The sequence below is a fragment of the Acidisoma sibiricum genome (assembly GCF_057837225.1).
Genome location: NZ_CM174445.1, coordinates 1,462,429 through 1,484,556 on the forward strand (window position 1 = coordinate 1,462,429; position 22,128 = coordinate 1,484,556).

A 22,128-nucleotide genomic window follows, 5' to 3' on the forward strand; every position below is an offset into this window, starting at 1 on the left:
GCAGGGTCTCGAGATGGCGGGTTTGCAGCTCCATGGCGGCCGTTAGGTCAGCCAGCTGGGCGGCCGTAAGCTTGCCCGGGTGGCGTAGCGCTGAAATCGCAACCAAGTGTTGGTTGGTAGACGCGATTTGAGCCGCATCCAGCTCAGGATAGGAGTCAGCTTGCACCAGGGGAGGCTCGTCTGCCGTTTCGTTGGCCAGTCGCCGAGATCTCTGTTGCCATTAAATTTGATAGCACGCTTTCACGGGTCTCCGCGGACGTCAAAAGATAGTGACGCGGCATGGTGCTTGCTTGGATGGTTGCGGTAGCCCTCTGTCGGCAATTCGGGCGGTGGCATTGTTCTATCGGAGTGCTAACATTATCTCGCACGTCGTGGCGGGTCGCTTGTTTGTTGATTGCGCAATAGTCGGTGCCGACCGGTATTGCGCGCGTGGCAAAGGTCAGACGGTACTAACCTTAGTCAGACTTGTTCTGCCCGCGCCGGGACGGCCGGAGATAACGGTGGCTCCGGGTGCGGTCGAAGCTCGGCGTTATGAAAATGGGGCGCAGGCTGCGCCACGGGAGGCTAGATGCGAATCTGTGATATGAACTGGATACAGGTCGAGGGCTATCTGCGCTCCGACGATCGCTGCGTCTTACCCCTTGGCAGCACGGAGCAGCACGGACTGCTCAGTCTGTCTGTTGACAGCATCCTAAGCGAGCGCGTGGCGGCAGAGGCGGCGGAACCGCTGCATGTGCCGGTTTTTCCAGTGCTGCCCTATGGGCTCACCCCTTACTTCCAGGATTATCCGGGCAGCGTCAGTCTGCGGATGGGAACCTATATCCATATTCTGCGCGACATTCTCGACGGACTCTACCACAGCGGCTTCAGGCGCATTCTGCTGTGCAACGGCCATGGCGGGAACGCGCCGGCCGGCAACTTCGCCGTCGAATGGATGGCCGATCATCCGGGGGCAAAAGTGCGGTTTCATAGCTGGTGGAACGCGCCGAAAACCTGGGCGATGGTGCAGCGCACTGACACCGTCGCCTCCCATGCCTCCTGGATGGAGAATTTCCCCTGGACGAGGCTCGCAAATCTGCGCGGTCCCGAGGAGCCAAAGCCAATGGTCGATCTCGATGGTTTGCGGTTGCAAGATCCCGCGGGCGTGCGCCGAATGCTGGGTGATGGCAATTACGGTGGTCTATACCAGCGCAGCGACGAAGAAATGCTCGCCATCTGGGCAGTGGCCGTCGAAGAAACCCGCGCGCTTATCGAGGGGCCCTGGGTGTGAGCGACCGGATTCTGATCTGGGGCGCAGGTGCCATTGGCGGCACCATCGGCGCGTATCTCCTCCGTGCGGGCGATGAGGTGCTTTTTGTCGACAATGCAGCCGATCATGTAGACGCCATCAACAGCGCGGGGCTAACTATCGAAGGGCCAATCGAGGAGTTCACGGTGTCGGCGCGCGCTGTTCTGCCGGAGGCGCTTGAGGGCAAGTTCTCCTGCATCCTGCTCTGCGTCAAGGCGCATCATACCGAGGTGGCCTCGCGGGCGCTGGTGCCCCATCTCGCGAAGGGCGGCTATGTTGCCTCCTTTCAAAACGGCCTCAATGAATTCGTCATTGGAAATGTTGTCGGCATCGAAAACGTCATTGGTGCTTTCATCAATTTCGGTGCCGATTACATGGCGCCAGGTCGCATCCTCTATGGCGGCAAAGGTGCCTGCGTCGTCGGCGAGCTGGACGGGAGGCGGAGCGATCGTGTCATCGCGCTCCACCAGCTGCTGTTGTGCTTCGAAGCCGGCGCGATCGTGACCGATGACATCCTCGGCTATCTCTGGGGCAAGCTCGGCTACGGCGCGCTCCTGTTCGCGACGGCGGTGACCGATGATTCGATCGCCGACGTTCTGGCGGATGAAGCCCACCGCGCGATTTTGACGGCGACGGCGCGCGAGACCATGGCGGTGGCGGCGGCCAAGCGTATCAGCCCACGCGGCTTCAACGGATTCGATCCGGTGGCCTTCGCGCCGGGCGGGAGCGGGAAAGCGATCGATGCTTCCATGGCGGTGATGGCGGCGCACAACCGGCGCTCCGCCAAATCGCATAGCGGCATCTGGCGTGATCTGGCCGTGCGCAAGCGCAAGACCGAGGTCGATGCCCAGTTGGGTCCGGTCGTGACAGAAGCCGCGGCACATGGGATCGCCACACCCGTTATCACCCGGCTGATCACCATGATTCACGAAATTGAAGAGGGGACGCGGGGGCTCGACCGCCGCAACCTCGCGGAGCTTGCCCGCGTTATGCCGGAGGCCGTGTGATGCGGATTGGTTTCGAAGGTCGCCGCGTTCTGGTGACGGGTGCGGGTCATGGTATCGGGCGTGGCATTGCCCAGGCCTTCGCGAGTCTCGGGGCCACCACGCTCGGCGTCGATATTAATGCGGCTGGATTGGAGGAGACGGCGGCAGGCCATGAGGGTCTGGAGACCGCGGTGCTTGACGTGACGGACAGCGCGGCGGTGCAGTCCCTCGTCGGGGCCCTCGGCCCGGTCGATATCCTTGTGCATAGCGCGGGCGGTGTCTGCGGCCAGGCAGGAAAGCCGGTGGAAGAGGTTACGCTGCCAGAATGGCAGGCAATCCTGGCGGTCAATCTCACGGGCGCCTTTCTCGTGGCGCAGGCGGTCATCCCCGCCATGAAGGCGTCCGGCTATGGCCGCATCGTCACCATCTCCAGCGGCGCCGGGATAGGGGTCAGCCTTACCGGCATCCAGGCCTATGCGGCCGCCAAGGCGGGCGAGATCGGGCTGACACGGCAATTGGCCCATGAGCTTGGCGCCTTCGGCATCACGGTAAACAGCGTGGCGCCGGGCTTCGTTCGTTCCAACCCGACAACCGAGCGGCAATGGGAGGCTTATGGCGTCGAGGGGCAGAAGCGCCTGATCGCGGGCATTGCGACGCGCCGCCTGGGTACGGTCGCCGATATCACCCATGCGGCCCTGTTCTTTGCGAGCGAGCAAGCAGGGTGGATCACCGGGCAGACGCTCAGCGTGGACGGCGGCAAATGAGCGATACCAGCGCCCTTGCCTGGGCCGATGACCGGCAGGACGAGATCCTGGAGACGCTGCGATGCTTCGTCTCGATCCCGAGTGTCAGTACCGACCCCGCCTATGGCGCGGATATGGCGCGCGGCTCCGCCTTCTTGGCTGAGGAAATGATCCGCTGCGGGTTGGAGAATGTCGCGGTACGGCCAACCGACGGCCATCCCGTGGTGATGGGTGATTGGCTGCATGCGCCGGGCCAGCCGACCATCCTCATCTACGGCCATTACGATGTGCAGCCGCCGGACCCGGTGGAGAAATGGCACAGCTTGCCGTTCGAGCCTGTTGTGCGGGATGAGCGCCTTTACGGGCGCGGCGCGTCCGATGACAAGGGGCCGGTGATCGTGGCGCTGTCCGCCATCGCCGCTTTCCTGCGCGGCGCCGGCGCATTGCCGGTCAACGTCAAGCTGCTCATCGAGGGTGAGGAAGAAATCGGCAGCGCGCATCTCGATGCTTTCGTGATTGCGAACGCCGCGGAACTCACCGCCGATTTCGTGCTCTCCGCCGATGGTGCGACATGGCGGATTGATCTGCCCACCGTGGCGATCGCGAGCCGCGGGCTTTGCGCGCTGGAACTCACGGTGGCCGGGGCGGCGAAGGATCTGCATTCCGGGCGCCATGGCGGCTCGGTCGTCAATCCGCTTGCCGCGATCAGCCGCCTGCTTGCGGGGCTGCATGATGATACGGGGGCGGTGGCGGTCGCGGGCTTCTATGACGCGGTGCAGATCCCGTCGGCCGATGAGCGTCGGGCGCTGACCGAAATCCCCTTCGACGAGGGGGACTATCTGGAGTCGGTGGGCGCGCGGAAGAGTGTCGGCGAGGCGGGCTGGACGATGCTGGAGCGCAACTGGTTGCGCCCAACGTTGGAACTCAACGGCATTTGGGGTGGCTATAGCGGGCCGGGTTCAAAGACCGTGATCCCGGCGGAAGCCCACGCCAAAATCACCTGTCGCCTGGTGCCGGATCAGGAGCCTGGGCCCATTCTCGATTGTATCGAGCGCCATTTGCATCGCTATTGTCCGCCGGGCGTGACGCTGACGGTAGTGCGGGAGCCGGGGGGCGCCTTGCCGGTTGCGGTTCCCGCTGACCATCCTGGCTTGCGGCTGGCGATGCAGGTGCTGGAAGAGACCTACGGCCGTCCGGCGCTGCCGGTGCGCATGGGAGCGACGATACCCATCGGCGGCATTTTCAAGCATCGCCTCGGCCTCGACACCGTGTTCTTCTCCTTCGCGACTGTCGATGAGGATTATCACGCACCAAACGAATTCTTCCGGCTCGAAAGGTTGCGCGACGGCGTGCGTGCCTGGATTCGTTACTTTTTCTTGCTCGGCCAAGCAGTCTAACGCACGAGCGAGACGCGGCGCTGCCGCACCCCCATTAAGGTTGATCAGCGCTCATGGGCTAATCCTTACGGTATGAAAAACGTAGACCATCCGGCAAGATCAGCGTTCAGATTCCGAGCTGAACACACACAGCACGGATAACGCTGGCTAAATCCTCGACGTTCAGTGTTCCAAGATGGCGGAGCAGCCGCTGTTTACTAGCGGTTGTGAGCTGGTCGGCCATCGCTTTGCGGCGCTCCCCATTGAGGGAGATATAGGCTTCTGCCGGATAGAGCTTGGCAACCTGGCTTGTGATTGGCACAAGCTGCACTCTGTTCAGCAGGCTATTCGCGGTATCATTGCTGATGATGACGGCAGGGCGCGTTTTTTGCGTCTCACCGCCAAGGGACGGGTCGAATGAGACCATCCAGACCTCACCACGGTGAGGGGCACTCTCAGCCATGACGGGAAGGGGTGTTATCGGACAACAGTCCCTCGATCCAATCGTCAGCTTCCGCTTCGCGGTCTATGTCGGCCGCCATAGCAGCGTATCCGGCAGCGAGATTTTGGCCGACGACATGAGGCCGTGCCAGCTCATTCAGGAAGCGGCTAATGCGCCGTGCCCCGATGACACTATGCAATCCTTCGTAAACCTCGGCATCGACTGTGATGGTCAATTTTTTCAGCATCGTCCGCTCCAATACGTATTCTTATACGACTTAGCGCCGTTCGCTGCAACGTGAGGCGACCAAAGCGCGCAAGGCCGCGAGGCCTGGAGGCGTGAGCGCGGGAAGCCCGAAGGGCCGAGACCCGCTGGGGCTTGGGGCGAAGCCCGACATGGCGACCTGACCGCAGGGAAGGGCACGCTATCGGCGCGACAACGAGGGTTTTGTTCATGCTGAACCCTACCGCCACCGCGCCAAGCCGGGAACCGCCAACAGCTCGCCTCACACAATGTGAGGCAGGCCCCTTTTAAGGAATATCGACACCGGCAAACACCTGCCGGCGACCCGGAGATCGACGCCCGCCTCCCCTCGCTGGCCCGAGTCGATGCGGATCGGCGCCCCCGCTATGTCCAAACAGAATAGGACCCGAGCCACCAGAGCAAAGCGGGCTCTGCAGCTCGCTGCGCAAGCGCCCAATATGCTGAATGCTGACGCATACGATCACGGGGAGAGGTAGTATAATCTATAGTCAAAACTGCGTTGACGCGCGGCACGAAACGTTTCAGTCGATCGGTTCCCCAATCTGCGTGAGCCAATCTTCACTACAATCTGGCTACGGCCATGATCACCGAAAAAACGGCAAAATTGTGAATTAAAGCCACATTTCATGTCAAGGAAATAGTGAGAAAAATCCACACATCCTTTTTTGAATCCGCTCATGGTGCCGCGGATCTTAAAGCATCGAGGGGCAATTTTATTGCTAACTTTGGCTGAACGTTTGCGGCGGCTACGCAAACAGCGCAAGCTTAACCAGATCGATGTCGCCGTCGCTGTGGGCATTGACCGGAGCTACTTGTCCAAGCTGGAGACCGCCTACGATAATCCGGGGAGAGACGTGTTAATGGCGTTGGCAGCGTATTACGAGGTCTCCTTGGACTGGCTAGCGACGGGTCAAGGGGATGCGAAAGGTCCGGGCGCGCTTGCACAAACCCCAGATGAAGCGCTCCTGTTATATGCTTGGAGGGCTCTGCCCGAGAGTGAGTCAAAACCGCTACTCCAGATGCTGCTGAGTCGGGTAAAGCCACCCGCAAACTAATTGGTTCAGTTGGCGCAACTGGAAACGGCTACTGGGAAGCGGCTGAGCCTTAGACTCAGCGTGTCTTTGGCCATTTGTATCGCGACGTAAATGAAGTCGCGCCGAGCCCGAAGCAAGAGACAGGCTAGAAATGTGAGCCTTATGCACATTGTGCAATTGACATTAATGTGGGAATGTTTCACCTAACAAGCTAGGCGCTAGGTAGCGATGGACCTCCAACGCGAAGACAGCCCTACGAAGCAGGCTTCCAGCGACGGTGAACATGTCCTCTGTCTATAGGCCATTGCGGGTTCCACCCAAGCATACTTCTGGCGCCCTCCGGCTTAGTCCGCATACGTTGCGAGAGAAGCTGAGACGCGATCCTGCCAGTGTTTGGGACGCAATAGCTCAATATCTTATTGAGCAGCAGGATGCCATCCTGACCGAGGCGATGGAAAAGATTGGCCAATGCCAACTCTCCGCAGAGTCGCGCTTGTATCGTGAGGAAGCCTCCCGGCTAAGCTTCAACGATGGTGTCAGAGCAGCTCAAAGGGAGCTTGAGTATCTGTTCAAATCCCATCGGCTCCGAGATTGGTGATCGTAATGCCTCCCAACCAGCGTCTGAGCACGTGGTTCAACCAAAGATCTCTCACACTCGTCGGAGGTGGCTAGAAATTCTAGCCATCAGTAGGCAAATCAACGAATAACAAGATTGCCATTCATTGATGGCAGTTGCACGGGCGATACAATTTCCGAGAAGAGATACTTTTTTAGAGAGAAATCTTATCGTCTCCGGCAAGCGTTCGAGGCCATCAAAGTCAACACGAGACAGTCTATTCGAGGCGAAGAGATTGCAGACGAAGACATAGCAATTAGCTATTCCGTATGGGATCTAAGTATCGCATCTGAACTTGCCTCGATGACAAAGCGAGCCCTGCCATATCCGGACCTCGCCGGCATCTACAGCATCGGCGGCGGGGTGGAAGGTATCGCACGTGCGCTGGAGGAAGCCGGGCGCGGCCAGGAAGTCGTTCTCATCGGCCATGAACTGACCGAAGGCACGCGTCGCCTGCTGGTCGCCGGCACCATCGATGCCCTGATCGACCAGAACCCGCGGGTCGAAGCGCGGGAGGCGATCGATCTGCTGGTGCAGGCCGCGCAGGGGACCGAAAGGCCCGTGGCCCGGCCCATGCGCGTGCATGCGATCTTTCGGGAAAACCTGCCTGACTAGAGCGGTTCAGGGTCTACCGGTCGCGCTAGACTAAGCCATCTTCCGCAGCCGCCACATGGCATGCGGTCAGCCGGCCGTCCCGCAGCGGCATCAGCATCGGCCGCTCCGTGCGGCAGCGGGCGATGGCTGCTGGGCAGCGGGGATGGAAGGCGCATCCCGGCGGCGGATTGACGGGGCTCGGCAGCTCGCCTTTCAGGGCAGCCTCCGCCCGTCCACGCCGTGCCGGGTCCAGTTCCGGTGCTGCCTCCAGCAAGGCGCGCGTGTACGGGTGGCGGGGGCGCGCAAACAGCGCCTCGGTCTCCGCCAGCTCGACGACGCGGCCGAGATACATCACCGCGACGCGATGCGAGAGGTGGCGTACCAGCCGCAGATCATGGGCGATGAACAGCACCGTCAGATGCAGCCGCTCCTGCAGCTCCAGCAGCAGGTTGACCATCTGCGCTTGCACCGAGACATCCAGGGCCGAGACCAGCTCGTCGGCGATGAGGCAATCCGGCTCGAGCGCCAGAGCGCGGGCAATGCCGATCCGCTGGCGCTGCCCGCCGCTGAACTCATGCGGCCTGCGCCCGGCCGCGCTGCGCGGCAGATTGACGAGATCCATCAGGGCCGCGATCCGCGCCGGCATCTCGCGGCGCGAACAAATGCGATGCACGGACAGCGCTTCGGCCAATGTCGCTCGCACGGTCATGCGCGGGTTGAGCGAGCCATAGGGGTCCTGGAAGACCATCTGCACTCGGCGGTTAAACTGACGCAGTGCGGCGCCCCGCAGCGACCCCACATCCATCCCGTCATAGGTGATGCTGCCGCTATCCATCCTGTGCAGGCGCACCAGACAGCGGGCGAGGGTCGATTTGCCGCAGCCGCTTTCGCCGACAATACCCATCGTCTCGCCGCGCAGCACAGAAAGATCGACGTCCGTGAGCGCGTGGACGCGGCGCACCGGATCGCGATGCAGCATCTCGGTCAGGCTGCGGCGGCGGCCGAAGGTTTTGGTCAGCGCCTGCACGGTCAGGATGGGTTCGCCCGGGGCCGGGCGCGTCATGGGCGCTGCGGCTCTGGCTATCACGCGCGTGTCCATGCTCACGCTGCCCATTCGACAGGCTCCAGCCGGTTCCAGTGAATGCAGGCCGAGAGGCGCCCATCCTCCATCACCGCGAGCGGCGGCCGCCCTTCCGCGCAGGCGGTTGTGGCGGTCGCGCAGCGCGGCATGAAGGCGCAGGCCGCGCCCACCGTATCCGGCGGGGGTGGCGCGCCGCTGATGGGACGCAGCGGCTGGCGCGCATGCCGCGCATCCGGCACCGAGCGCAGCAGGCCGAGCGTATAAGCGTGGCGCGGTGCCGCGAAGACCGGGCCGACCGCGCCGTATTCCGCTACCCGCCCGGCATAGAGCACGGCGACGCGGTCGCAGCTTTGGGCCACTACGCCCAGATCGTGGGTCACCAGGATCACCGCCATGCCCAGTGTCTCCCGCAGGCGTTGCAGCAGCTTGAGGATCTGGTCCTGGATGGTAACATCCAGCGCCGTCGTCGGCTCATCCGCCAGCAGCAGGCTAGGGTTGGAGGCGAGCGCGATGGCGATCATCGCGCGCTGGCGCATGCCGCCGGAGAATTGGTGCGGATAGTCGGCAACCCGCTGCGCAGGCGCCGGAATGCCGACGAGGTCGAGCAGCTCCACTGCTCGTGCTCGCCGGCCAGCGCGGCCCAGATCGGTATGAGCCGCCAGATTTTCCAGTATCTGTGCGCCGACGCTGAGTACCGGATTGAGCGCCGTCATCGGTTCCTGGAATATCATCCCAATCTCCCGGCCGCGGACCGCCCGCATCTCGGCCTCCCGCAGCGGCACCAGATCGCGTCCGCGCCACAGCACCTGTCCGGTCACCTGCCCCGGCGGACGGATGAGGCGCAGGATGGAGCGCAAGGTCATGCTTTTGCCGGAGCCGGATTCGCCCACCAGCCCGAGGATCTCCCCGGGTTGCACGTCGAGGTCAACGCCATCGACGACGGTGATCCGGCCGCGGTCGGTCGCCAGCGTCGTCCGCAGCCCGCGGATGGAGAGCAGCGCGCTCATCGCTTCACCGCCAGCAGGTCGGCGACGCCATCGCCGAGCAGGCTGAGACCGGTGCCGCAGAGCACGATGGCGATGCCGGGGAAAACTGACATCCACCAGGCGGTGTCCATGAAGTTCTTGCCATCGGAGACGAGCACGCCCCATTCGGCAGTCGGCGGCTGCGCGCCGAGGCCCAGATAGCCGAGGCTCGATCCCAGCAGGATGTCGAGTGCCATATCCGTCATCCAATAGACGAGGACAGCGATCATCGCATTGGGCAGCAGATGGCGGAAGATGATGCGTAGATCGCTATAGCCCATCACCCGCCCGGCGGCCGCGAAATCCGCCTGACGCAGCACCATCACCTCCGAGCGCACGAGGCGCGCATAGAAGACCCAGCTGACGGCGGTGACCGCGATATAAACATTGTGAAGCCCGGGGCCGAGTACCGCGACGATCGCGATCACCAGCACCATGAAGGGAAAGGTGATGACGAGATCCACGATGCGCCCGAACAGCGTATCCGCGATACCGCCGTAATAGCCCACCAACGCGCCCACAATACTGCCGATGATCAAGGACGGAACGGTGCAGAACAGCGCGATCTGGATGTCGATCTGTGCCGCCCAGATGATGCGCGACAGCATGTCGCGGCCAAAATTGTCGGTGCCCAGCAGATGCGTCCAGCTCGGCCCCACCTGAAGGTTGCTGTAGTCGAAGGTCAGCGGGTCGTAGGGCGCGACGAGGCCGGGCACCACGGCGCAGGCCAGGAAGAACAGCGTGATGAGAATGCCAAGCGCGAGCGGGATCGAGACCCTGAAGCGTCTGCGGCGGCGCGTGGTCTCCTCGGGCAGGTCGGACAGGGTGGGGGCGGCGCCGCTCATCCGTTTAGCCTCATGAGTTAAGCCGAGGGTCGAGCCAGCTTTCGGCGATATCGGTGAGCAGGAAGACGATCGAGACCAGGACAGCGAGCACCAGCGTCACGCCCTGCACCACCGGGTAGTCGCGGCCGAAGATGGCATCCACCAGCAAGCCTCCGATGCCTGGCACGGCAAAGACGTTTTCCACGATCACGGTATTGCCCAGCAGCGTGCCGATATTGAGCCCGAACAGCGCCAGTGTGGTGATGAGCGAATTGCGCAAGACATGCCCGGTGATCACGCGCCAGGGGGAGATGCCCTTGGCGCGTGCAAATTCGACGTATTCGGCGCGGAGCACGCCGATCACCGTGCTGCGCAGGCTGCGCATGAGAATGGCGGCAAGTCCGACACCCAAGGTGAGTGCCGGCAAGAACAGGTGATAGAGGATGCCCCAGAAGCCGGAGCCGATGCCGCCCACGGGAAACCAATGCAGCTGCGCGCCGAGGAAGCCGAGCATGAGCAGTCCCAGATAGAAGATCGGCGTGGATAGTCCGATCTGAAAAAGGCCGCGCAGCGCCACGTCGGTCGGCCGGTTCTGGCGCAGTGCCGCGATGAAAGCGAGCGGCAGCGCCAATACCAGAGCCATGATGGCGGCGATCACGACAAGGCCGAGCGTCACCGGCAGCCGCTGCGCAATGACCTCGGTGACCGGGATACGCTGACTGACCGAAATGCCAAGATCGCCATGCAGCAGACGATTGACGAAAAGCAGAAACTGCATCCAGACCGGCCGATTGAACCCAAGCTGGGCATCGATACGGGCGAGGGCTTCCGGGGTCGCATGCACCCCAAGAAGTGCTGCTGCCGGGTCACCCGGCAGCAAGCGGATCAGCACGAAGACGACGACACCGATCAGGATGAAGGTCGGGATCATCTGAAGCAGGCGACCTGGTAGCCGTGCAAGCATCAGGGCACTCCCTCAAAGGATGTATCCTGCGCAGCATTGGGCCGCGCCTCTATCCGCTCGGCGGCCAGACCTATGTCTGGACGCCGTCTCGGATAGGCCCTCGGGACAGGCCGAAGGGCGACATTGTTTCTGGTTACCACTATCACTTCTCGATATAGGCGCTTTCGAAGTGGTCATTGCCGAGCGGGCTCTGGCGGAACCCGATGACATTTTTCCGCGTGGCTGCGGCAAACGGCGTCTCGTACAGGAACAGGATCGGCGCCTCGGATGCGTAGATCTGCTGGATCTGCTTGTATTGCGCTGTGCGTTTCACAGGGTCGGTTTCAGTCTGGCTCTGCTCGAACAGCGTATCGACCGTATCGTTTTTCCATCCGCTATACTGGCTTTTGATGTTCGGATAATAGGCCGCGTAGTCGGTCAGCTCGTTCGGATCGGCAATGTCATTCGTCCAATATCCGAGCAGGATTTGGAAGTCGCTATTGTTGCGATGATTGTCGAGCGTCGTCTCATCCATCTGCTGGATCTTCAGCGTCACGCCAAGGGCCGACCACATCTGCTGAATCAGCGTCAATGTGGCGGTATCGTTCGCCTTGCCTGCCTGTACAAAAGCCGTGAGGGTCATACCCTTGTCATAGCCGGCCTCTTTCAGCAGCGCCTTCGCCTTCGCCATATTGAACGGATAGGCGGGACCATCGCCGCCGTAATAGTCCGGCGTGGCGGAGGACAGGTACGAATGCATCGGCGTGCCGAGGTCGTGCGTGACGACTTTGATGATCGCCTCTTTGCTGATGGCGTAGTTAAGGGCCTGCCGCACCTTCAGGTTCGACAGCGGGTTCGGCGTCCCGTCATTGAGTTTCGGGAATGCGTTGACCTGCGCGTAGGTCACCTGCGTCGATGGGAACAGCTCCATCGTCAGGTTGGCATCCTTCTGCAATTCCTTGACGCGCTCATAGGGGATGAATTCGGTCGCGTCGATCTGCCCTGCCCTGAGCTGCAGGATGCGCGTTGCGTCATCGGGTACGATGGTCAGGTCGACCTCGTCGAGATAGGGAAGATGTCGCCCGGCAGCGTCTGTGCCGAAGTAGTAGGGGTTGCGCTTCAACACCATCTTACTGCCTCGCTGCCAGGAGCTCAGCACGAAAGGTCCGCTGGTGACGGGGTGGAGTGCGAAGTTGTTCGCCTTCTCGGTGTCGTTGGCCCCTTTCTCCGCTTCAAACAGCTTATGGGGCATGATGGCGGCATTGAAAGTGGCGAGTGCGGCCGGAATAGACGGATCGGGATTCTTCAAGGTGATGACGATGGTATGGTCATCCGGGGCCGCGACATTGGCAATCGAAATCAGAAGGAAATTCCAGATGCCGGCCTTGGGGTCGCGCGCCCGATTGAGCGACCACAGCACGTCATCCGTGGTTACGGGGCTGCCGTCGGAGAACTTGGCGCCCTGACGCAGCGTCAGCGTATAGGTTTTGCCATCGGCCGAACTTTCCCACTTCGTGGCGAGGCCCGGAAGCAGCCCTTCGCCATCGGGCGAAGGCAGGATCAATGTGCTATAGAGATTGGTGAGAATCCAGATATCTGCATTCGCGTTGTTCAGCACTGGGTCAAGGATCTCGGAATCCGTGTTGCGCGCAAAGCGCAGCGTGCCGCCCATGACAGGGTCTGCATAGGCAGCCGCATGGGCGGCAAAGAGCGTTCCCACCGCCAAAGCGGTTCGTAAAAGCACCGACTTCATAGAGGTTTCCTGCTTGATCATGGCGGGCTCGCGGCCCGAATTTCAACTGCAACGGTAGGAGGACGGTGAAAGCGGGTCAAACCATAAGCGCGGCTGTTTTCTAAAGATCCTTCGGCTTGGGTACCGTCACTGCCCAAGAACGAAGTATATGTCTAAAAACCAGTCATTCCACTGTTTAGTCCTTTGCTTTGGCAACACCGGCTGCCGGCGCCGGGCGAGAAGGCTACAGGATTGACGCGGCCATTCCTCCTCGGCCTAACCGCTCAAACTCCCGACATAGGGCTACAGCGGCATTTCAAAGCAAGCACCGTGCCGCACGGCGGCCCTTGACGTGCGTGAAGGCGCGTGAAAGCGTTTCAGCTTATAACAATGGCAATAGAGATCCCGAGGAATGACGCAGGCAAAGGTGGACGTGCCTCACCCGGTGCAAGCTGACGCCTATCCTGAGCTGGATGCGGCTCAAATCGCGTCTACCAACCAACACTTGGTTGCGATTTCAGCGCTACGCCACTCTGGCAAGCTTACGGCCGCCCAGCTGGCTGACCTCACGGCCGCCATGGAGCTGCAAACCCGCCATCTCGAGACCCTGCATCGCTTTCCGCTGAGCAACGCGGATGAACCTGCCTTTATCCGCGCGCCTCTGGGGGGCGCCCGATGACTGCCAGCAGCATCGCCTTCCGCACCATCCCCGAACTCGGTGCGAAGCTGCGTGCGGGCCAGGTCTCTGCCGTGGAACTGGCGCAGGCGTGCCTGGCAAGGCTGGACAGCGACGGTCGACGTCTCAACGCAGTCGTAACCCTCACACCTGACATCGCGCTGCGCGAAGCGGCGCTCGCGGATGATGAGCTGCGCGGCGGCCTCGATCGCGGCCCGCTGCATGGCATTCCCTATGGCATGAAGGACATCGTGGCCGTTGTCGGCGCTCCCACGACCTGGGGGGCCGCGCCGTTTCGTGACCAGACCTTCACGCAGGAAGCAACGGTGGCGCGGAAGCTGCGCGATGCCGGAGCGGTGCTGGTGGCCAAGCTGGCGACGGTCGAGATTGCCGGGGGCATGGGCTACAAAAATCCCAACGCCGCCTTCACCGGCCCGACTGCCAACCCCTGGGACGAGCGGCGTTGGACCAGCGGCTCCTCCAGCGGTCCGGGGGCGGCGGTCGCCGCCGGCGCCGTGCCCTTCGCGATCGGCAGCGATACCAGCGGTTCCATCCTTTACCCTGCTGCTTTCACCGGTATAGCCGGGCTGCGCGCGACTTATGGCCGCGTCAGCCGTCATGGCGCGATGACCCTGTGCTGGACGCTCGATCGGCTCGGTCCCATGTGCCGCACGGCCGAGGATTGCGGCCTCGTACTGGAAGCCATCGCCGGTCACGACCCTGCTGATCATGCGAGCCTCCACGACCCCTATCGCTATCGCGATCGCCCGCGGCGCAAGCGCGGCTTCCGCTTCGGCGTGATCGACGGTGCGTGTGACGGCATCTCACCCGAGGTGGAGGCAAATTTCAACGCCTCTCTCGACCTGTTGCGGCAGGTCGGCACGCTCGAAACCGTCGAACTGCCAGATTTCCCCTATGGCGCGCTCATCAGCACGATCGTCGCCGCCGAGGCTTATGCCGCCTTTGATGAGTTCATCGCCACGGGCGGCCTGGCGGAACTCACCTCGCCGCTCTCTGCCGGGCATCGCCTCGCCGCCTCGGTTCTGCCCGCGCATGACTACATCCGCGCCCAACGCATCCGCTACATCCTGGCAAGCCGGTTCACTGATCTCGCCGCAAGCTACGACGCGCTGCTCGCGCCCAGCCTGGGCGTCGTCGCCACCGGTCTGCATGACGACTTCGAGCTTGGCCTGCCGCGCGCGCTTGGGAAGCGACCGTTGAACCTGGCCGGCGTCCTAACCGGATCACCGACCATTTCCGTCATCAACGGCTTCGGCGAAGGAGGGTTGCCCACGGGCATCCAGTTTGCCGGCGCGCCCTTGGCGGAGAACGTCATCCTCGATGCGGCCTCCGCGCTTGAGGGCATGACGGATTGGGCCTCCCATCGGCCGCCCAATTTTGCCGCCTAAATTTGTGAGGTTTTCAGGAAAGTGACGTCATCCCCGTGCTTGGCACGGGGATCTTCTGTCTTGGGCACCGTGGTCAGAAAATCCTGGCTCTAATCAGGCAGACCAGCCACCGCCTGTTCCGCACGGGCGGGATTTACTCCACCGCCATCACCATGGTCGGGCGGCAACTGTCGCCCAGTACCATGGTCGGCTGAAAGACGACATGACGGGGCGGCTTGGCCTGGCCGCCGCGCTCTATTCTGTCCACCAGCAGGCGCAGGGCTTCATTCGTCATCTCCACCGCGGGATGCTCGGTTCGCGTCAGGCGTGGGCGCAAGCCGCCTACCCCGGGGATCGTATCCGTGGAGGCGATGGAGATATCCTCTGGGCAGCGCAGGCCGAGATCCGCGAGTGCACGCATGACGCCAAGCGCCATGACGCCATTGGCGACGTAAAGGGCTGTCGGCCGCTGCGGTGATTCCAGAAGTTCTCGCGCGATTGAATAGGCAACGTCCTCGCGGAATTCGCCCGATCGCACATGCGCCGATGCGGGCCGTAGGCCGCGTGCCTGCATGGCCTGCAGCATGCCGTCCAGCCGGCCACGGCCGGTTGAAAGATGCAAAGGTCCGGTGATGGAGCCGATGCGCCGATGACCCAGGTCCAGCAGATAATCCGTGACCTGTTGGGCGGCCGCGACATTGTCGAGCCGCACGGAATCGCAAGGCGCGTCCGACACCACCCGGCCGAACATCACCATCGGCGTGGCATGACCCTTGAAGTCGCGCTGTTCGCCGCGCAGGCTGCTGCTGACCGGCACAAGCACCACGCCATCGCAGGATAGTGCGCGGACGCGCTCCAGGATGCGGCGTTCGTTTTCCGGCTTTTCGTCGCTGTTGAAGACGACCAGGGAATAGCCCCAGGCGGCGACGGCCGCCTCCGCCGCCCAGACGATGCGGCTGAAGAAGGGATTGGCGAGGTCGGAGACGGCCAGCGCGATCAGCTGAGTGCGTCCGCGCTTCAAATTCCGGGCTGCCGACATCGGTGCATAGTGCAGCGTCTTGATCGCGGCCAGCACCCGCCCGCGCAATTCGGCGCTGACAAAGGCGCTGTTATTGACAACGGCAGACACGGTCGCGGTCGATACCCCTGCCGCTTTGGCCACGTCGCGAATGGTCGGCAAATTCTCACCTGGCTAAACGGTTTGGCGTTAGATCGAAGCCTCTTTCCGGCAGAAAGCCGCAACTGTTCATCAATTTCAACAGATTTCAGCAGAAATATCTTGCTGAAAATCTTAGGATCAGCAAACCTTAGCGAAACGCTTAGATACTGTTCGCTTGGGCGAATGGCATTATAAAAGCGCATAGGGGGGTAGAATGCGGGGATGGTCGGTCGGGCTCATTGCAGCCGGATGCGTGCTTCTGTCAGTGGCGGCCAATGCCGCCGACAAGCCTTTGCTCGGTATCGTCTCAATCTCGGCCGCGGAGGCGAATAACGCCCGCTACATCAAGGGCGCCGAGGCTGCCGGCCAGGATCTTGGCTGGACAGTGTCCGTCGTCGATGCCGCGGGCAGTGCGGATCAGGCCAATTCCGCGATCCAGAATTTCGTGCAGCGCGGCGCAGCGGCCGTCGTTGACATGGTCTTTCCCTATTCATCGATCGGGGCGGGCTTGTTTGCGGCCCGCGATGCCGGGATTCCCGTTGTGACCTGGGGCGGCGGCCTCGGCAGTTCGGTGGCCGCGACCAACGGCTCAGGCGCGCCGATCGCCCAACCGGTAATCGAAAAGATGGTTGCCGATCTCGGCGGTAAGGGGGATCTGCTGGCGCTCACCTACCGCACAGGGGAGGTTTGCCGCAACCGTGAGGTGCTGCTTGATCAGACACTCGCCAAATATCCCGGCATCCATGTCACCAAAGATGAAGTGCGAATCCCGGGCTATTTCGAGGATGGTGCGCAATACGCCAATGCCTGGCTCGCCTCCCACCCTGCGGGCAGCGGCACGCTCGCCATTTGGGGCTGCTGGGATGACCCGGCCCTCGGCGCGATCAGCGCGCTGCGGCAGCAGGGCCGCCGGGATGTGAAAGTCTACGGCGTCAATGGCAATGCCCAGGCTATCGAGAATATCAAGGACGGCTATATGACCGCCACCGGCTGGGAAGACAGCTACACCGAAGGCTATGCCATGGTGAAGCTGCTCGGCGCCATCAAGGCAGCGGGCGCCGGTTGGAAGCCCAAGGCGGTGGAGGTTCCGGCCGTTCTGGTGACGCAGGACAATGTCGCTGCCTTCATCAAGGCGCATCCGGACGCGCTCGGCAAATAGGGTGCAGCCTGCGGATGGTTGACGAACAGCCCTCAGGTCAGACCGGCCGGCCTTTTGTGGAGGCAATCGGACTGACCAAAGCCTATGGTGGGGTGCAGGCCTTGAAGGGCGTGTCGCTCGCGCTCCGCCCGGGGGAGGTGCATGGGCTGGTGGGCGCGAACGGCGCCGGTAAGTCCACGCTCATCCGCGCGCTCGCCGGCCTCATCCAGCCGGATGCTGGGCGCATCACGATTGACGGGCGGGAAGTGGAGATTGCGTCACCGCAGCGTGCCAGCGATCTCGGCATGAGTTTCATCCATCAGGAGCTTGCCTTCGTGCCGGGCATGACGGTGCTCCAGAACATCATGCTCGGTCTGCCAAAGGCCTCGCGCTTCGGCATGGTTGATTGGCCGGCCATGGCCCGCGCCGTCGCGCCCATGGCCGCCCGCGTCGGCCTCACCGCGCCGCTCACCGCCAAGGTGAAGGGTCTTTCGACCGCAGAAAACTGGCTCATCAATATCTGCCGCGCCCTCATGCGCCAATCCCGCCTCATCGTGATGGATGAGCCGACAGCGTCGCTCTCCGCGAGTGAGAGCGAGAAGCTGTTCGGCATCATCGCCGATCTCGCGCAATCGGGTGTCGCCATCCTCTATGTCTCGCACCGGCTCGATGAAATCCTCCGCCTCTGCGACAGGGTCACAGCCTTTCGCGACGGAAAGTCGGTGGCGGTGCTGGAGGGCGCGACCCTCACGCGTGCAGACTTGGTGCAAGCCATCGTCGGCCGGGCCATGGCGCCGCTTGTGCGGTCATCCGGCACCGCAGCGCGCGGCGACGTTGTGCTTTCAGTCAGCAACCTGTCCCGTTTGCCGCGCGTGCGCGGGGTCAGCTTCGAACTGCACCAGGGCGAGGTACTCGGCCTGGGCGGGCTCGTGGGGTCCGGCCGCAGCGAACTCGCGCGACTGATCTTTGGCGCCGACCGACCGGATCGCGGGGTGATGCGGCTCGCGGGGCGCCTCTTCGCGCCCAAAGGGCCGGACGCCGCTGTCCGCGCAGGCCTCGGGCTCGTGCCGGAAGAGCGCAGGGCGGAGGGGCTGGTGCTCACCAAAAGCGTCGCCTTCAACCTGCAGCTTTCGAATTTGCGCGCCATTCGCCACAGCGCTGCCCTGCCGCTGATCGCTTACCGCCGGCGCGACGCCCAATGCCGCCAGATGGTGAGCGATCTCGCGATCAAAACCGCCTCTATCGAAACCGTGGTCGGGCGCCTCAGCGGCGGCAATCAGCAGAAGGTCGTCATCGGCCGCTGGCTGTTGCGCCAGCCCCAGGTGCTGATCCTGGATGAGCCGACTCGCGGCGTCGATATCGGTGCGCGTGGCGAGATCCATCGGCTGATCCGTGACCTGGCGTCGCGCGGCATGGCAGTCATCGTCATCTCCTCAGAACCTGACGAACTGCCCGATCTCTGCGACCGCGTTCTGGTGATGGCAGAAGGCAGGATCGTGCGGGAGCTGGCGGGGGAGCGCTTGTCCCGCGCGGCCATCATCGAGGCAAGCTACGCGGAAGAGCCCCGAACGGAGGAGCCTGTCCTTGTCTGACGCAACCCTTGCCACGCGGCGGCTGTCGCCCCAGGTCAAAGCCGGTCTGGGATTCTTTGCCCATTACGGCACCATCATTGCGCTGGTTGGGATGATGGTGATCTTTTCGATCGCCTCGCCCGGGGCCTTTCCGACGAAGATGAATTTCGTCAACGTCCTCAACCAGGCGTCGCTGACGATGATCATCGCGGCAGGCTTGACGGTCGCAGTCGCGGTCGGCGAGCTTGACCTTTCCATCGGCTTTGCTGCCAGCCTGCATGGCATTCTGGTGACCGGCCTCATCGTCAGCAACCAGCTGCCGATACCCCTCGCGATCCTCATCGTGCTTTGCGTCGGTGCCCTCATTGGCCTCGTCAATGGCCTGATCGTCACCAAGGCGCGGGTCAATTCGGTGATCGCGACGCTCGGCACCGGCACCATCCTCACCGGCCTCGCTTTCGCCTATTCGGCCGGCGTGCCCATCGTCGCCGGCGTGCCCGACGCCTTCCTGTCGATTTCGCTCGGCCGCTGGATCTGGGGCATCCCGAATGCGATCCTGATCATGGTTCTGGTCGTGGGTGGGCTGTGGCTGCTGGTCGAGCGCACCTCGAAGGGTCAGGAAATCCAGGCGGTCGGCGGCAATCCGGCCGCGGCGCGCCTGGCCGGCATCAATGTGGACCGCATCAAAGTGCTCGGTTTCATGATTTCGGGTGTCTGCGCCGCCATCACCGGCATTCTGCTGGCCTCACGCCTGGGCAGCGGCACGACGGGCGCGGGCGATACCTATCTGCTCACGGCTTTCGCAGCCGTGTTTCTCGGCTCCGCCACCCTGCGGGACGGCGAATTCCACATCTTCGGCACGGTGATCGGTGCGCTGATCATTGCCTTCGGTTTCAATGGCCTCAGCATCTTCGGCGCGCCGACCTTCTCGCAATATATTCTGCAGGGTGCGATCCTCATCGTCGCGGTGGCGCTGTCCAGTCTGGGACGCAGCCTGGCGGCAAGCTGACAGGGAGAACGTCATGTCCGGCAACCATCTTTGGGATGTCTTCGTCATCGAATATGCGCGCTCCAAGGATCAGGCCCTGGGCGGGCTTGTCATGGGCGAGACCGGTGTTGCCGATCTGCCCTTCTCCTTCGTGATGGCACGCCAGGGTGCGCGCATCGTGTTGGTCGATACCGGCTTCATGCGCGAGGGCAGCGGCGAGGCGATGAGCGTCAAGTTCGGCATCCCGAGCTGGATTTCACCCTTGCGCATGCTGCAGGAGCTGGACGTCGAGGCCGCCGATGTCACCGATATCGTGCTGAGCCACGCGCATTTTGACCATATGGGTTCCATCGGCAAATTTCCGAATGCGCAGATTCATATCCAGAAGCGTGAAATCCTGAGCTGGGTGGAGGCCATGGCCCTGCCGCGGCAATACGGCTACCTGACGCAGATCATCAACCCGGATGACCTTCGCCATGCCTTTGACGCATCGGTCGAGCATCGGCTTGATCTTGTGGACGGCGACGTCGACGACCTTCTACCCGGCCTGCATGTGCGGCTTGGCATGGGCCACACGATGGGCCAGCAATTCGTCATCATCGAGACGCAGCGGGGGCGGATCGTGATTTCAGGCGATTGCGTCTACACCAAATCAAATATTTGCGGTCACAATCATGATGGCGTCTATGCCCCCCTGGTGAATGCGGTCGGCAGCGCCTGGGACCAGCTCAAGACGATTGACCGCATCAACAAGGAAATTGGCGGCAATCTCGATCGTCTCGTCATCCTGCATGACATGGAGCGATGGGCCAGGCTGCCTCTGCACCGGGAAATCGACGGTTTCCGGATCGCTCGCGCGTCCTGAGCGCAATCTCACGGGCGGCGACCGCCGCCCGGTCCACGCGCCTGCAACCTCTCCCGCCGCCGGGGCGGTCGGCGACCGCCACGGCCTCCTGACGGCGCCCCGATGCGGTGAGCGAGATCCATAAAATAGCCCTTCTCACGAATATTTACTCACAAACTCGTGCGTGCAGGCCTGCGGCGCGCTGAGGCGTCAGCACGGTAAAACCACAATTATCCGAAGAATGCCCCCGATTCATTCGCTTGACCGGGTCGAAAGGACATGCTCATTTATTTACAACATAAATAATTGCTCAGGGAGTATCGACATGTCTCGGAAAACTCTGACTGCCCCTTTAATGGGTCTCGCTGTCACGCTGATGGTGGCTGCGACCGGCGCGAGTGCGGCGGATTTGAAAAGCACGGCAACTGACAAGATCGCGCTCAGCAATTTCTACGCGGGCAACAGCTGGCGGCAGGCGCTGCTGAAATCCTGGTCCGATACCGCCAATCAGGCGATCAAGGGCGGCATCATCGGGGGCACCAAGATCGTCAATGCCGACAATTCCGCGACCGAGCAGTCAAGCCAGATCGAAAGCTTGATTGTCGAAGGATATAACGCCATCGTTGTTGATCCGATTTCCACGACGGCGATCAACGGTGCTATGGAAGATGCCTGCAACGCAGGTGTCGTGGTTATCGTTTTCAATGAGACGGCGACGGCACCCTGCGCCTATCACATCATAACCGACTATGTGCAGGATGGCCGGCTGCAGGCGGAGTATCTGGGTAAAACGCTCAAAGGCCCGGCTAATATTCTGGAAATCCGAGGCATTGCGGGAACATCCGCTGATGTCGATATGCATAATGGTCTGGTGGATGGCCTGAAGGCCTATCCCAATATCAAGATCGTCGGCACCGTCTATGGAAACTGGACGCAGACGGTGGCGCAGAAGGAAGTGGCCGGCATTCTGCCCAGCCTGCCGCCGATCCAGGGCGTGGCGACGCAGGGCGGTGACGGTTGGGGTGCCTATCAGGCCATTCATGCCGCGGGCCGCCCGACGCCGATCATCATCATGGGCAACCGGCAGGATGAACTTGCCTTGTGGAAGCAACTCGTAGACGCCGATCCCAACTACAAGACCTTCTCGGTGTCATCAACGCCGTCGAGCTCCAAGGTCGCTTGCTGGGTGGCCCAGCAGATTCTTGCCGGGCGTCACGTGCCCAAGACAACGTATCTGCCCGTCACCACCATCTACCAGAATGATCTCGATGCCTGGCTGAAAATCACGCCCGTGGGCAGTCTGGCACTCACGCCCTTCGACCAGGCCTGGACGGAGAGTTTCATCGAGGCAGCCAATGCCGGCAAGCCTGCGCCGGCCGCACCGTCGCCGACCGCGAATGCCCAATAATAGGCAGC

Annotated in this window: 21 protein-coding genes; 13 read left to right on the forward strand and 8 right to left on the reverse strand. The window is 62.3% G+C overall.

The annotated features are described in order from the left end of the window. Window positions 1-568 precede the first annotated feature (568 nt). From AC3G7M_RS07080 to AC3G7M_RS07095, 4 genes are read left to right on the forward strand one after another with little or no spacing between them, the layout of a single operon-like run. A complete protein-coding gene (locus AC3G7M_RS07080; RefSeq protein ID WP_489215126.1) occupies window positions 569-1,270 on the forward strand; it encodes a creatininase family protein in 702 nt (233 codons plus the stop codon). After that, on the forward strand, window positions 1,267-2,295 hold the full coding sequence (locus AC3G7M_RS07085; RefSeq protein ID WP_489215128.1) for a ketopantoate reductase family protein: 1,029 nt from the start codon (window positions 1,267-1,269) through the stop codon (window positions 2,293-2,295). Before AC3G7M_RS07080 ends, AC3G7M_RS07085 begins: the two co-directional genes overlap by 4 nt. Further along, on the forward strand, window positions 2,295-3,038 hold the full coding sequence (locus AC3G7M_RS07090; RefSeq protein ID WP_489215129.1) for an SDR family NAD(P)-dependent oxidoreductase: 744 nt from the start codon (window positions 2,295-2,297) through the stop codon (window positions 3,036-3,038). The genes AC3G7M_RS07085 and AC3G7M_RS07090 overlap by 1 nt, the downstream gene beginning before the upstream one ends. Further along, entirely contained in the window at window positions 3,035-4,414 is a 1,380-nt protein-coding gene (locus AC3G7M_RS07095) for a dipeptidase (RefSeq protein ID WP_489215131.1), read from the forward strand. Before AC3G7M_RS07090 ends, AC3G7M_RS07095 begins: the two co-directional genes overlap by 4 nt. A 106-nt stretch (window positions 4,415-4,520) precedes the next feature. On the opposite strand, the gene AC3G7M_RS07100 is transcribed toward AC3G7M_RS07095, so the two are convergent. Together AC3G7M_RS07100 and AC3G7M_RS07105 are read right to left on the reverse strand one after the other, a co-directional pair. Beyond that, complete coding sequence (locus AC3G7M_RS07100) at window positions 4,521-4,820, reverse strand: type II toxin-antitoxin system PemK/MazF family toxin (protein ID WP_489215133.1); 300 nt, start codon at window positions 4,818-4,820, stop codon at window positions 4,521-4,523. Window positions 4,821-4,848: 28 nt separating this feature from the next. After that, the gene (locus tag AC3G7M_RS07105) at window positions 4,849-5,082 is read right to left on the reverse strand and encodes a DUF8778 family protein (RefSeq protein WP_489215135.1); all 234 of its coding nucleotides are present in this window, start codon (window positions 5,080-5,082) and stop codon (window positions 4,849-4,851) included. 694 nt (window positions 5,083-5,776) lie between these two features. Here AC3G7M_RS07105 and AC3G7M_RS07110 point away from each other — a divergent pair. Both AC3G7M_RS07110 and AC3G7M_RS07115 read left to right on the forward strand, forming a co-directional pair. Further along, window positions 5,777-6,154 carry a helix-turn-helix domain-containing protein gene (locus AC3G7M_RS07110; protein ID WP_489215137.1) on the forward strand — a complete coding sequence of 126 codons (378 nt, stop codon included), beginning with the start codon at window positions 5,777-5,779 and terminating at the stop codon, window positions 6,152-6,154. A gap of 898 nt (window positions 6,155-7,052) precedes the next feature. Continuing rightward, window positions 7,053-7,364 carry a substrate-binding domain-containing protein gene (locus tag AC3G7M_RS07115; protein ID WP_489215138.1) on the forward strand — a complete coding sequence of 104 codons (312 nt, stop codon included), beginning with the start codon at window positions 7,053-7,055 and terminating at the stop codon, window positions 7,362-7,364. 25 nt (window positions 7,365-7,389) lie between these two features. Here AC3G7M_RS07115 and AC3G7M_RS07120 read toward each other — a convergent pair whose 3' ends face one another. The 5 genes from AC3G7M_RS07120 to AC3G7M_RS07140 form a co-directional block, all read right to left on the reverse strand. After that, the gene (locus AC3G7M_RS07120) at window positions 7,390-8,406 is read right to left on the reverse strand and encodes an ABC transporter ATP-binding protein (protein ID WP_489215140.1); all 1,017 of its coding nucleotides are present in this window, start codon (window positions 8,404-8,406) and stop codon (window positions 7,390-7,392) included. A gap of 38 nt (window positions 8,407-8,444) precedes the next feature. Continuing rightward, window positions 8,445-9,431, reverse strand: a complete 987-nt coding sequence (locus AC3G7M_RS07125; RefSeq protein ID WP_489215142.1) for an ABC transporter ATP-binding protein — start codon at window positions 9,429-9,431, stop codon at window positions 8,445-8,447. Further along, window positions 9,428-10,294, reverse strand: a complete 867-nt coding sequence (locus AC3G7M_RS07130; RefSeq protein ID WP_489215144.1) for an ABC transporter permease — start codon at window positions 10,292-10,294, stop codon at window positions 9,428-9,430. The genes AC3G7M_RS07125 and AC3G7M_RS07130 overlap by 4 nt, the downstream gene beginning before the upstream one ends. Window positions 10,295-10,304: 10 nt before the next feature. Beyond that, the gene (locus AC3G7M_RS07135) at window positions 10,305-11,237 is read right to left on the reverse strand and encodes an ABC transporter permease (RefSeq protein ID WP_489215146.1); all 933 of its coding nucleotides are present in this window, start codon (window positions 11,235-11,237) and stop codon (window positions 10,305-10,307) included. 142 nt (window positions 11,238-11,379) lie between these two features. Beyond that, the gene (locus AC3G7M_RS07140) at window positions 11,380-12,969 is read right to left on the reverse strand and encodes an ABC transporter substrate-binding protein (protein WP_489215148.1); all 1,590 of its coding nucleotides are present in this window, start codon (window positions 12,967-12,969) and stop codon (window positions 11,380-11,382) included. 391 nt (window positions 12,970-13,360) lie between these two features. On the opposite strand from AC3G7M_RS07140, the gene AC3G7M_RS07145 reads away from it, so the two are divergent. Beyond that, the gene (locus AC3G7M_RS07145; protein ID WP_489215150.1) at window positions 13,361-13,627 is read left to right on the forward strand and encodes a hypothetical protein; all 267 of its coding nucleotides are present in this window, start codon (window positions 13,361-13,363) and stop codon (window positions 13,625-13,627) included. Then, window positions 13,624-15,033: an amidase gene (locus AC3G7M_RS07150; RefSeq protein ID WP_489215152.1), complete on the forward strand. Its 1,410-nt coding sequence runs from the start codon at window positions 13,624-13,626 to the stop codon at window positions 15,031-15,033. The genes AC3G7M_RS07145 and AC3G7M_RS07150 overlap by 4 nt, the downstream gene beginning before the upstream one ends. 133 nt (window positions 15,034-15,166) lie before the next feature. On the opposite strand, the gene AC3G7M_RS07155 is transcribed toward AC3G7M_RS07150, so the two are convergent. Then, window positions 15,167-16,192: a LacI family DNA-binding transcriptional regulator gene (locus tag AC3G7M_RS07155; protein ID WP_489215154.1), complete on the reverse strand. Its 1,026-nt coding sequence runs from the start codon at window positions 16,190-16,192 to the stop codon at window positions 15,167-15,169. A gap of 193 nt (window positions 16,193-16,385) precedes the next feature. Here AC3G7M_RS07155 and AC3G7M_RS07160 point away from each other — a divergent pair, with 193 nt between their 5' ends. The 5 genes from AC3G7M_RS07160 to AC3G7M_RS07180 all read left to right on the forward strand — a co-directional run bounded on the left by AC3G7M_RS07160 (window position 16,386) and on the right by AC3G7M_RS07180 (window position 22,120). Next, on the forward strand, window positions 16,386-17,330 hold the full coding sequence (locus AC3G7M_RS07160) for a sugar ABC transporter substrate-binding protein (protein WP_489215156.1): 945 nt from the start codon (window positions 16,386-16,388) through the stop codon (window positions 17,328-17,330). A gap of 14 nt (window positions 17,331-17,344) precedes the next feature. After that, window positions 17,345-18,901 (forward strand): sugar ABC transporter ATP-binding protein, encoded by a 1,557-nt coding sequence (locus AC3G7M_RS07165; RefSeq protein ID WP_489215158.1) that lies wholly within the window; start codon window positions 17,345-17,347, stop codon window positions 18,899-18,901. Next, window positions 18,894-19,889 carry an ABC transporter permease gene (locus AC3G7M_RS07170; RefSeq protein WP_489215160.1) on the forward strand — a complete coding sequence of 332 codons (996 nt, stop codon included), beginning with the start codon at window positions 18,894-18,896 and terminating at the stop codon, window positions 19,887-19,889. Before AC3G7M_RS07165 ends, AC3G7M_RS07170 begins: the two co-directional genes overlap by 8 nt. A 13-nt stretch (window positions 19,890-19,902) precedes the next feature. Next, the gene (locus AC3G7M_RS07175) at window positions 19,903-20,733 is read left to right on the forward strand and encodes an MBL fold metallo-hydrolase (RefSeq protein WP_489215162.1); all 831 of its coding nucleotides are present in this window, start codon (window positions 19,903-19,905) and stop codon (window positions 20,731-20,733) included. Window positions 20,734-21,037: 304 nt separating this feature from the next. Continuing rightward, window positions 21,038-22,120, forward strand: a complete 1,083-nt coding sequence (locus tag AC3G7M_RS07180) for a substrate-binding domain-containing protein (RefSeq protein WP_489215164.1) — start codon at window positions 21,038-21,040, stop codon at window positions 22,118-22,120. Window positions 22,121-22,128 lie beyond the last annotated feature (8 nt).

What these genes read in the sequence shown, in the direction of transcription:
- AC3G7M_RS07080 (WP_489215126.1), top strand. Translation starts at nt 569, where the DNA reads ATGCGAATCTGTGATATGAACTGGATACAGGTCGAGGGCTATCTGCGC.
- AC3G7M_RS07090 (WP_489215129.1), top strand. Translation starts at nt 2,295, where the DNA reads ATGCGGATTGGTTTCGAAGGTCGCCGCGTTCTGGTGACGGGTGCGGGT.
- AC3G7M_RS07095 (WP_489215131.1), top strand. Translation starts at nt 3,035, where the DNA reads ATGAGCGATACCAGCGCCCTTGCCTGGGCCGATGACCGGCAGGACGAG.
- AC3G7M_RS07100 (WP_489215133.1), bottom strand. Translation starts at nt 4,820, where the DNA reads ATGGTCTCATTCGACCCGTCCCTTGGCGGTGAGACGCAAAAAACGCGC.
- AC3G7M_RS07105 (WP_489215135.1), bottom strand. Translation starts at nt 5,082, where the DNA reads ATGCTGAAAAAATTGACCATCACAGTCGATGCCGAGGTTTACGAAGGA.
- AC3G7M_RS07110 (WP_489215137.1), top strand. Translation starts at nt 5,777, where the DNA reads ATGGTGCCGCGGATCTTAAAGCATCGAGGGGCAATTTTATTGCTAACT.
- AC3G7M_RS07115 (WP_489215138.1), top strand. Translation starts at nt 7,053, where the DNA reads ATGACAAAGCGAGCCCTGCCATATCCGGACCTCGCCGGCATCTACAGC.
- AC3G7M_RS07120 (WP_489215140.1), bottom strand. Translation starts at nt 8,406, where the DNA reads ATGACGCGCCCGGCCCCGGGCGAACCCATCCTGACCGTGCAGGCGCTG.
- AC3G7M_RS07125 (WP_489215142.1), bottom strand. Translation starts at nt 9,431, where the DNA reads ATGAGCGCGCTGCTCTCCATCCGCGGGCTGCGGACGACGCTGGCGACC.
- AC3G7M_RS07130 (WP_489215144.1), bottom strand. Translation starts at nt 10,294, where the DNA reads ATGAGCGGCGCCGCCCCCACCCTGTCCGACCTGCCCGAGGAGACCACG.
- AC3G7M_RS07135 (WP_489215146.1), bottom strand. Translation starts at nt 11,237, where the DNA reads ATGCTTGCACGGCTACCAGGTCGCCTGCTTCAGATGATCCCGACCTTC.
- AC3G7M_RS07140 (WP_489215148.1), bottom strand. Translation starts at nt 12,969, where the DNA reads ATGAAGTCGGTGCTTTTACGAACCGCTTTGGCGGTGGGAACGCTCTTT.
- AC3G7M_RS07145 (WP_489215150.1), top strand. Translation starts at nt 13,361, where the DNA reads ATGACGCAGGCAAAGGTGGACGTGCCTCACCCGGTGCAAGCTGACGCC.
- AC3G7M_RS07150 (WP_489215152.1), top strand. Translation starts at nt 13,624, where the DNA reads ATGACTGCCAGCAGCATCGCCTTCCGCACCATCCCCGAACTCGGTGCG.
- AC3G7M_RS07160 (WP_489215156.1), top strand. Translation starts at nt 16,386, where the DNA reads ATGCGGGGATGGTCGGTCGGGCTCATTGCAGCCGGATGCGTGCTTCTG.
- AC3G7M_RS07165 (WP_489215158.1), top strand. Translation starts at nt 17,345, where the DNA reads ATGGTTGACGAACAGCCCTCAGGTCAGACCGGCCGGCCTTTTGTGGAG.
- AC3G7M_RS07175 (WP_489215162.1), top strand. Translation starts at nt 19,903, where the DNA reads ATGTCCGGCAACCATCTTTGGGATGTCTTCGTCATCGAATATGCGCGC.
- AC3G7M_RS07180 (WP_489215164.1), top strand. Translation starts at nt 21,038, where the DNA reads ATGTCTCGGAAAACTCTGACTGCCCCTTTAATGGGTCTCGCTGTCACG.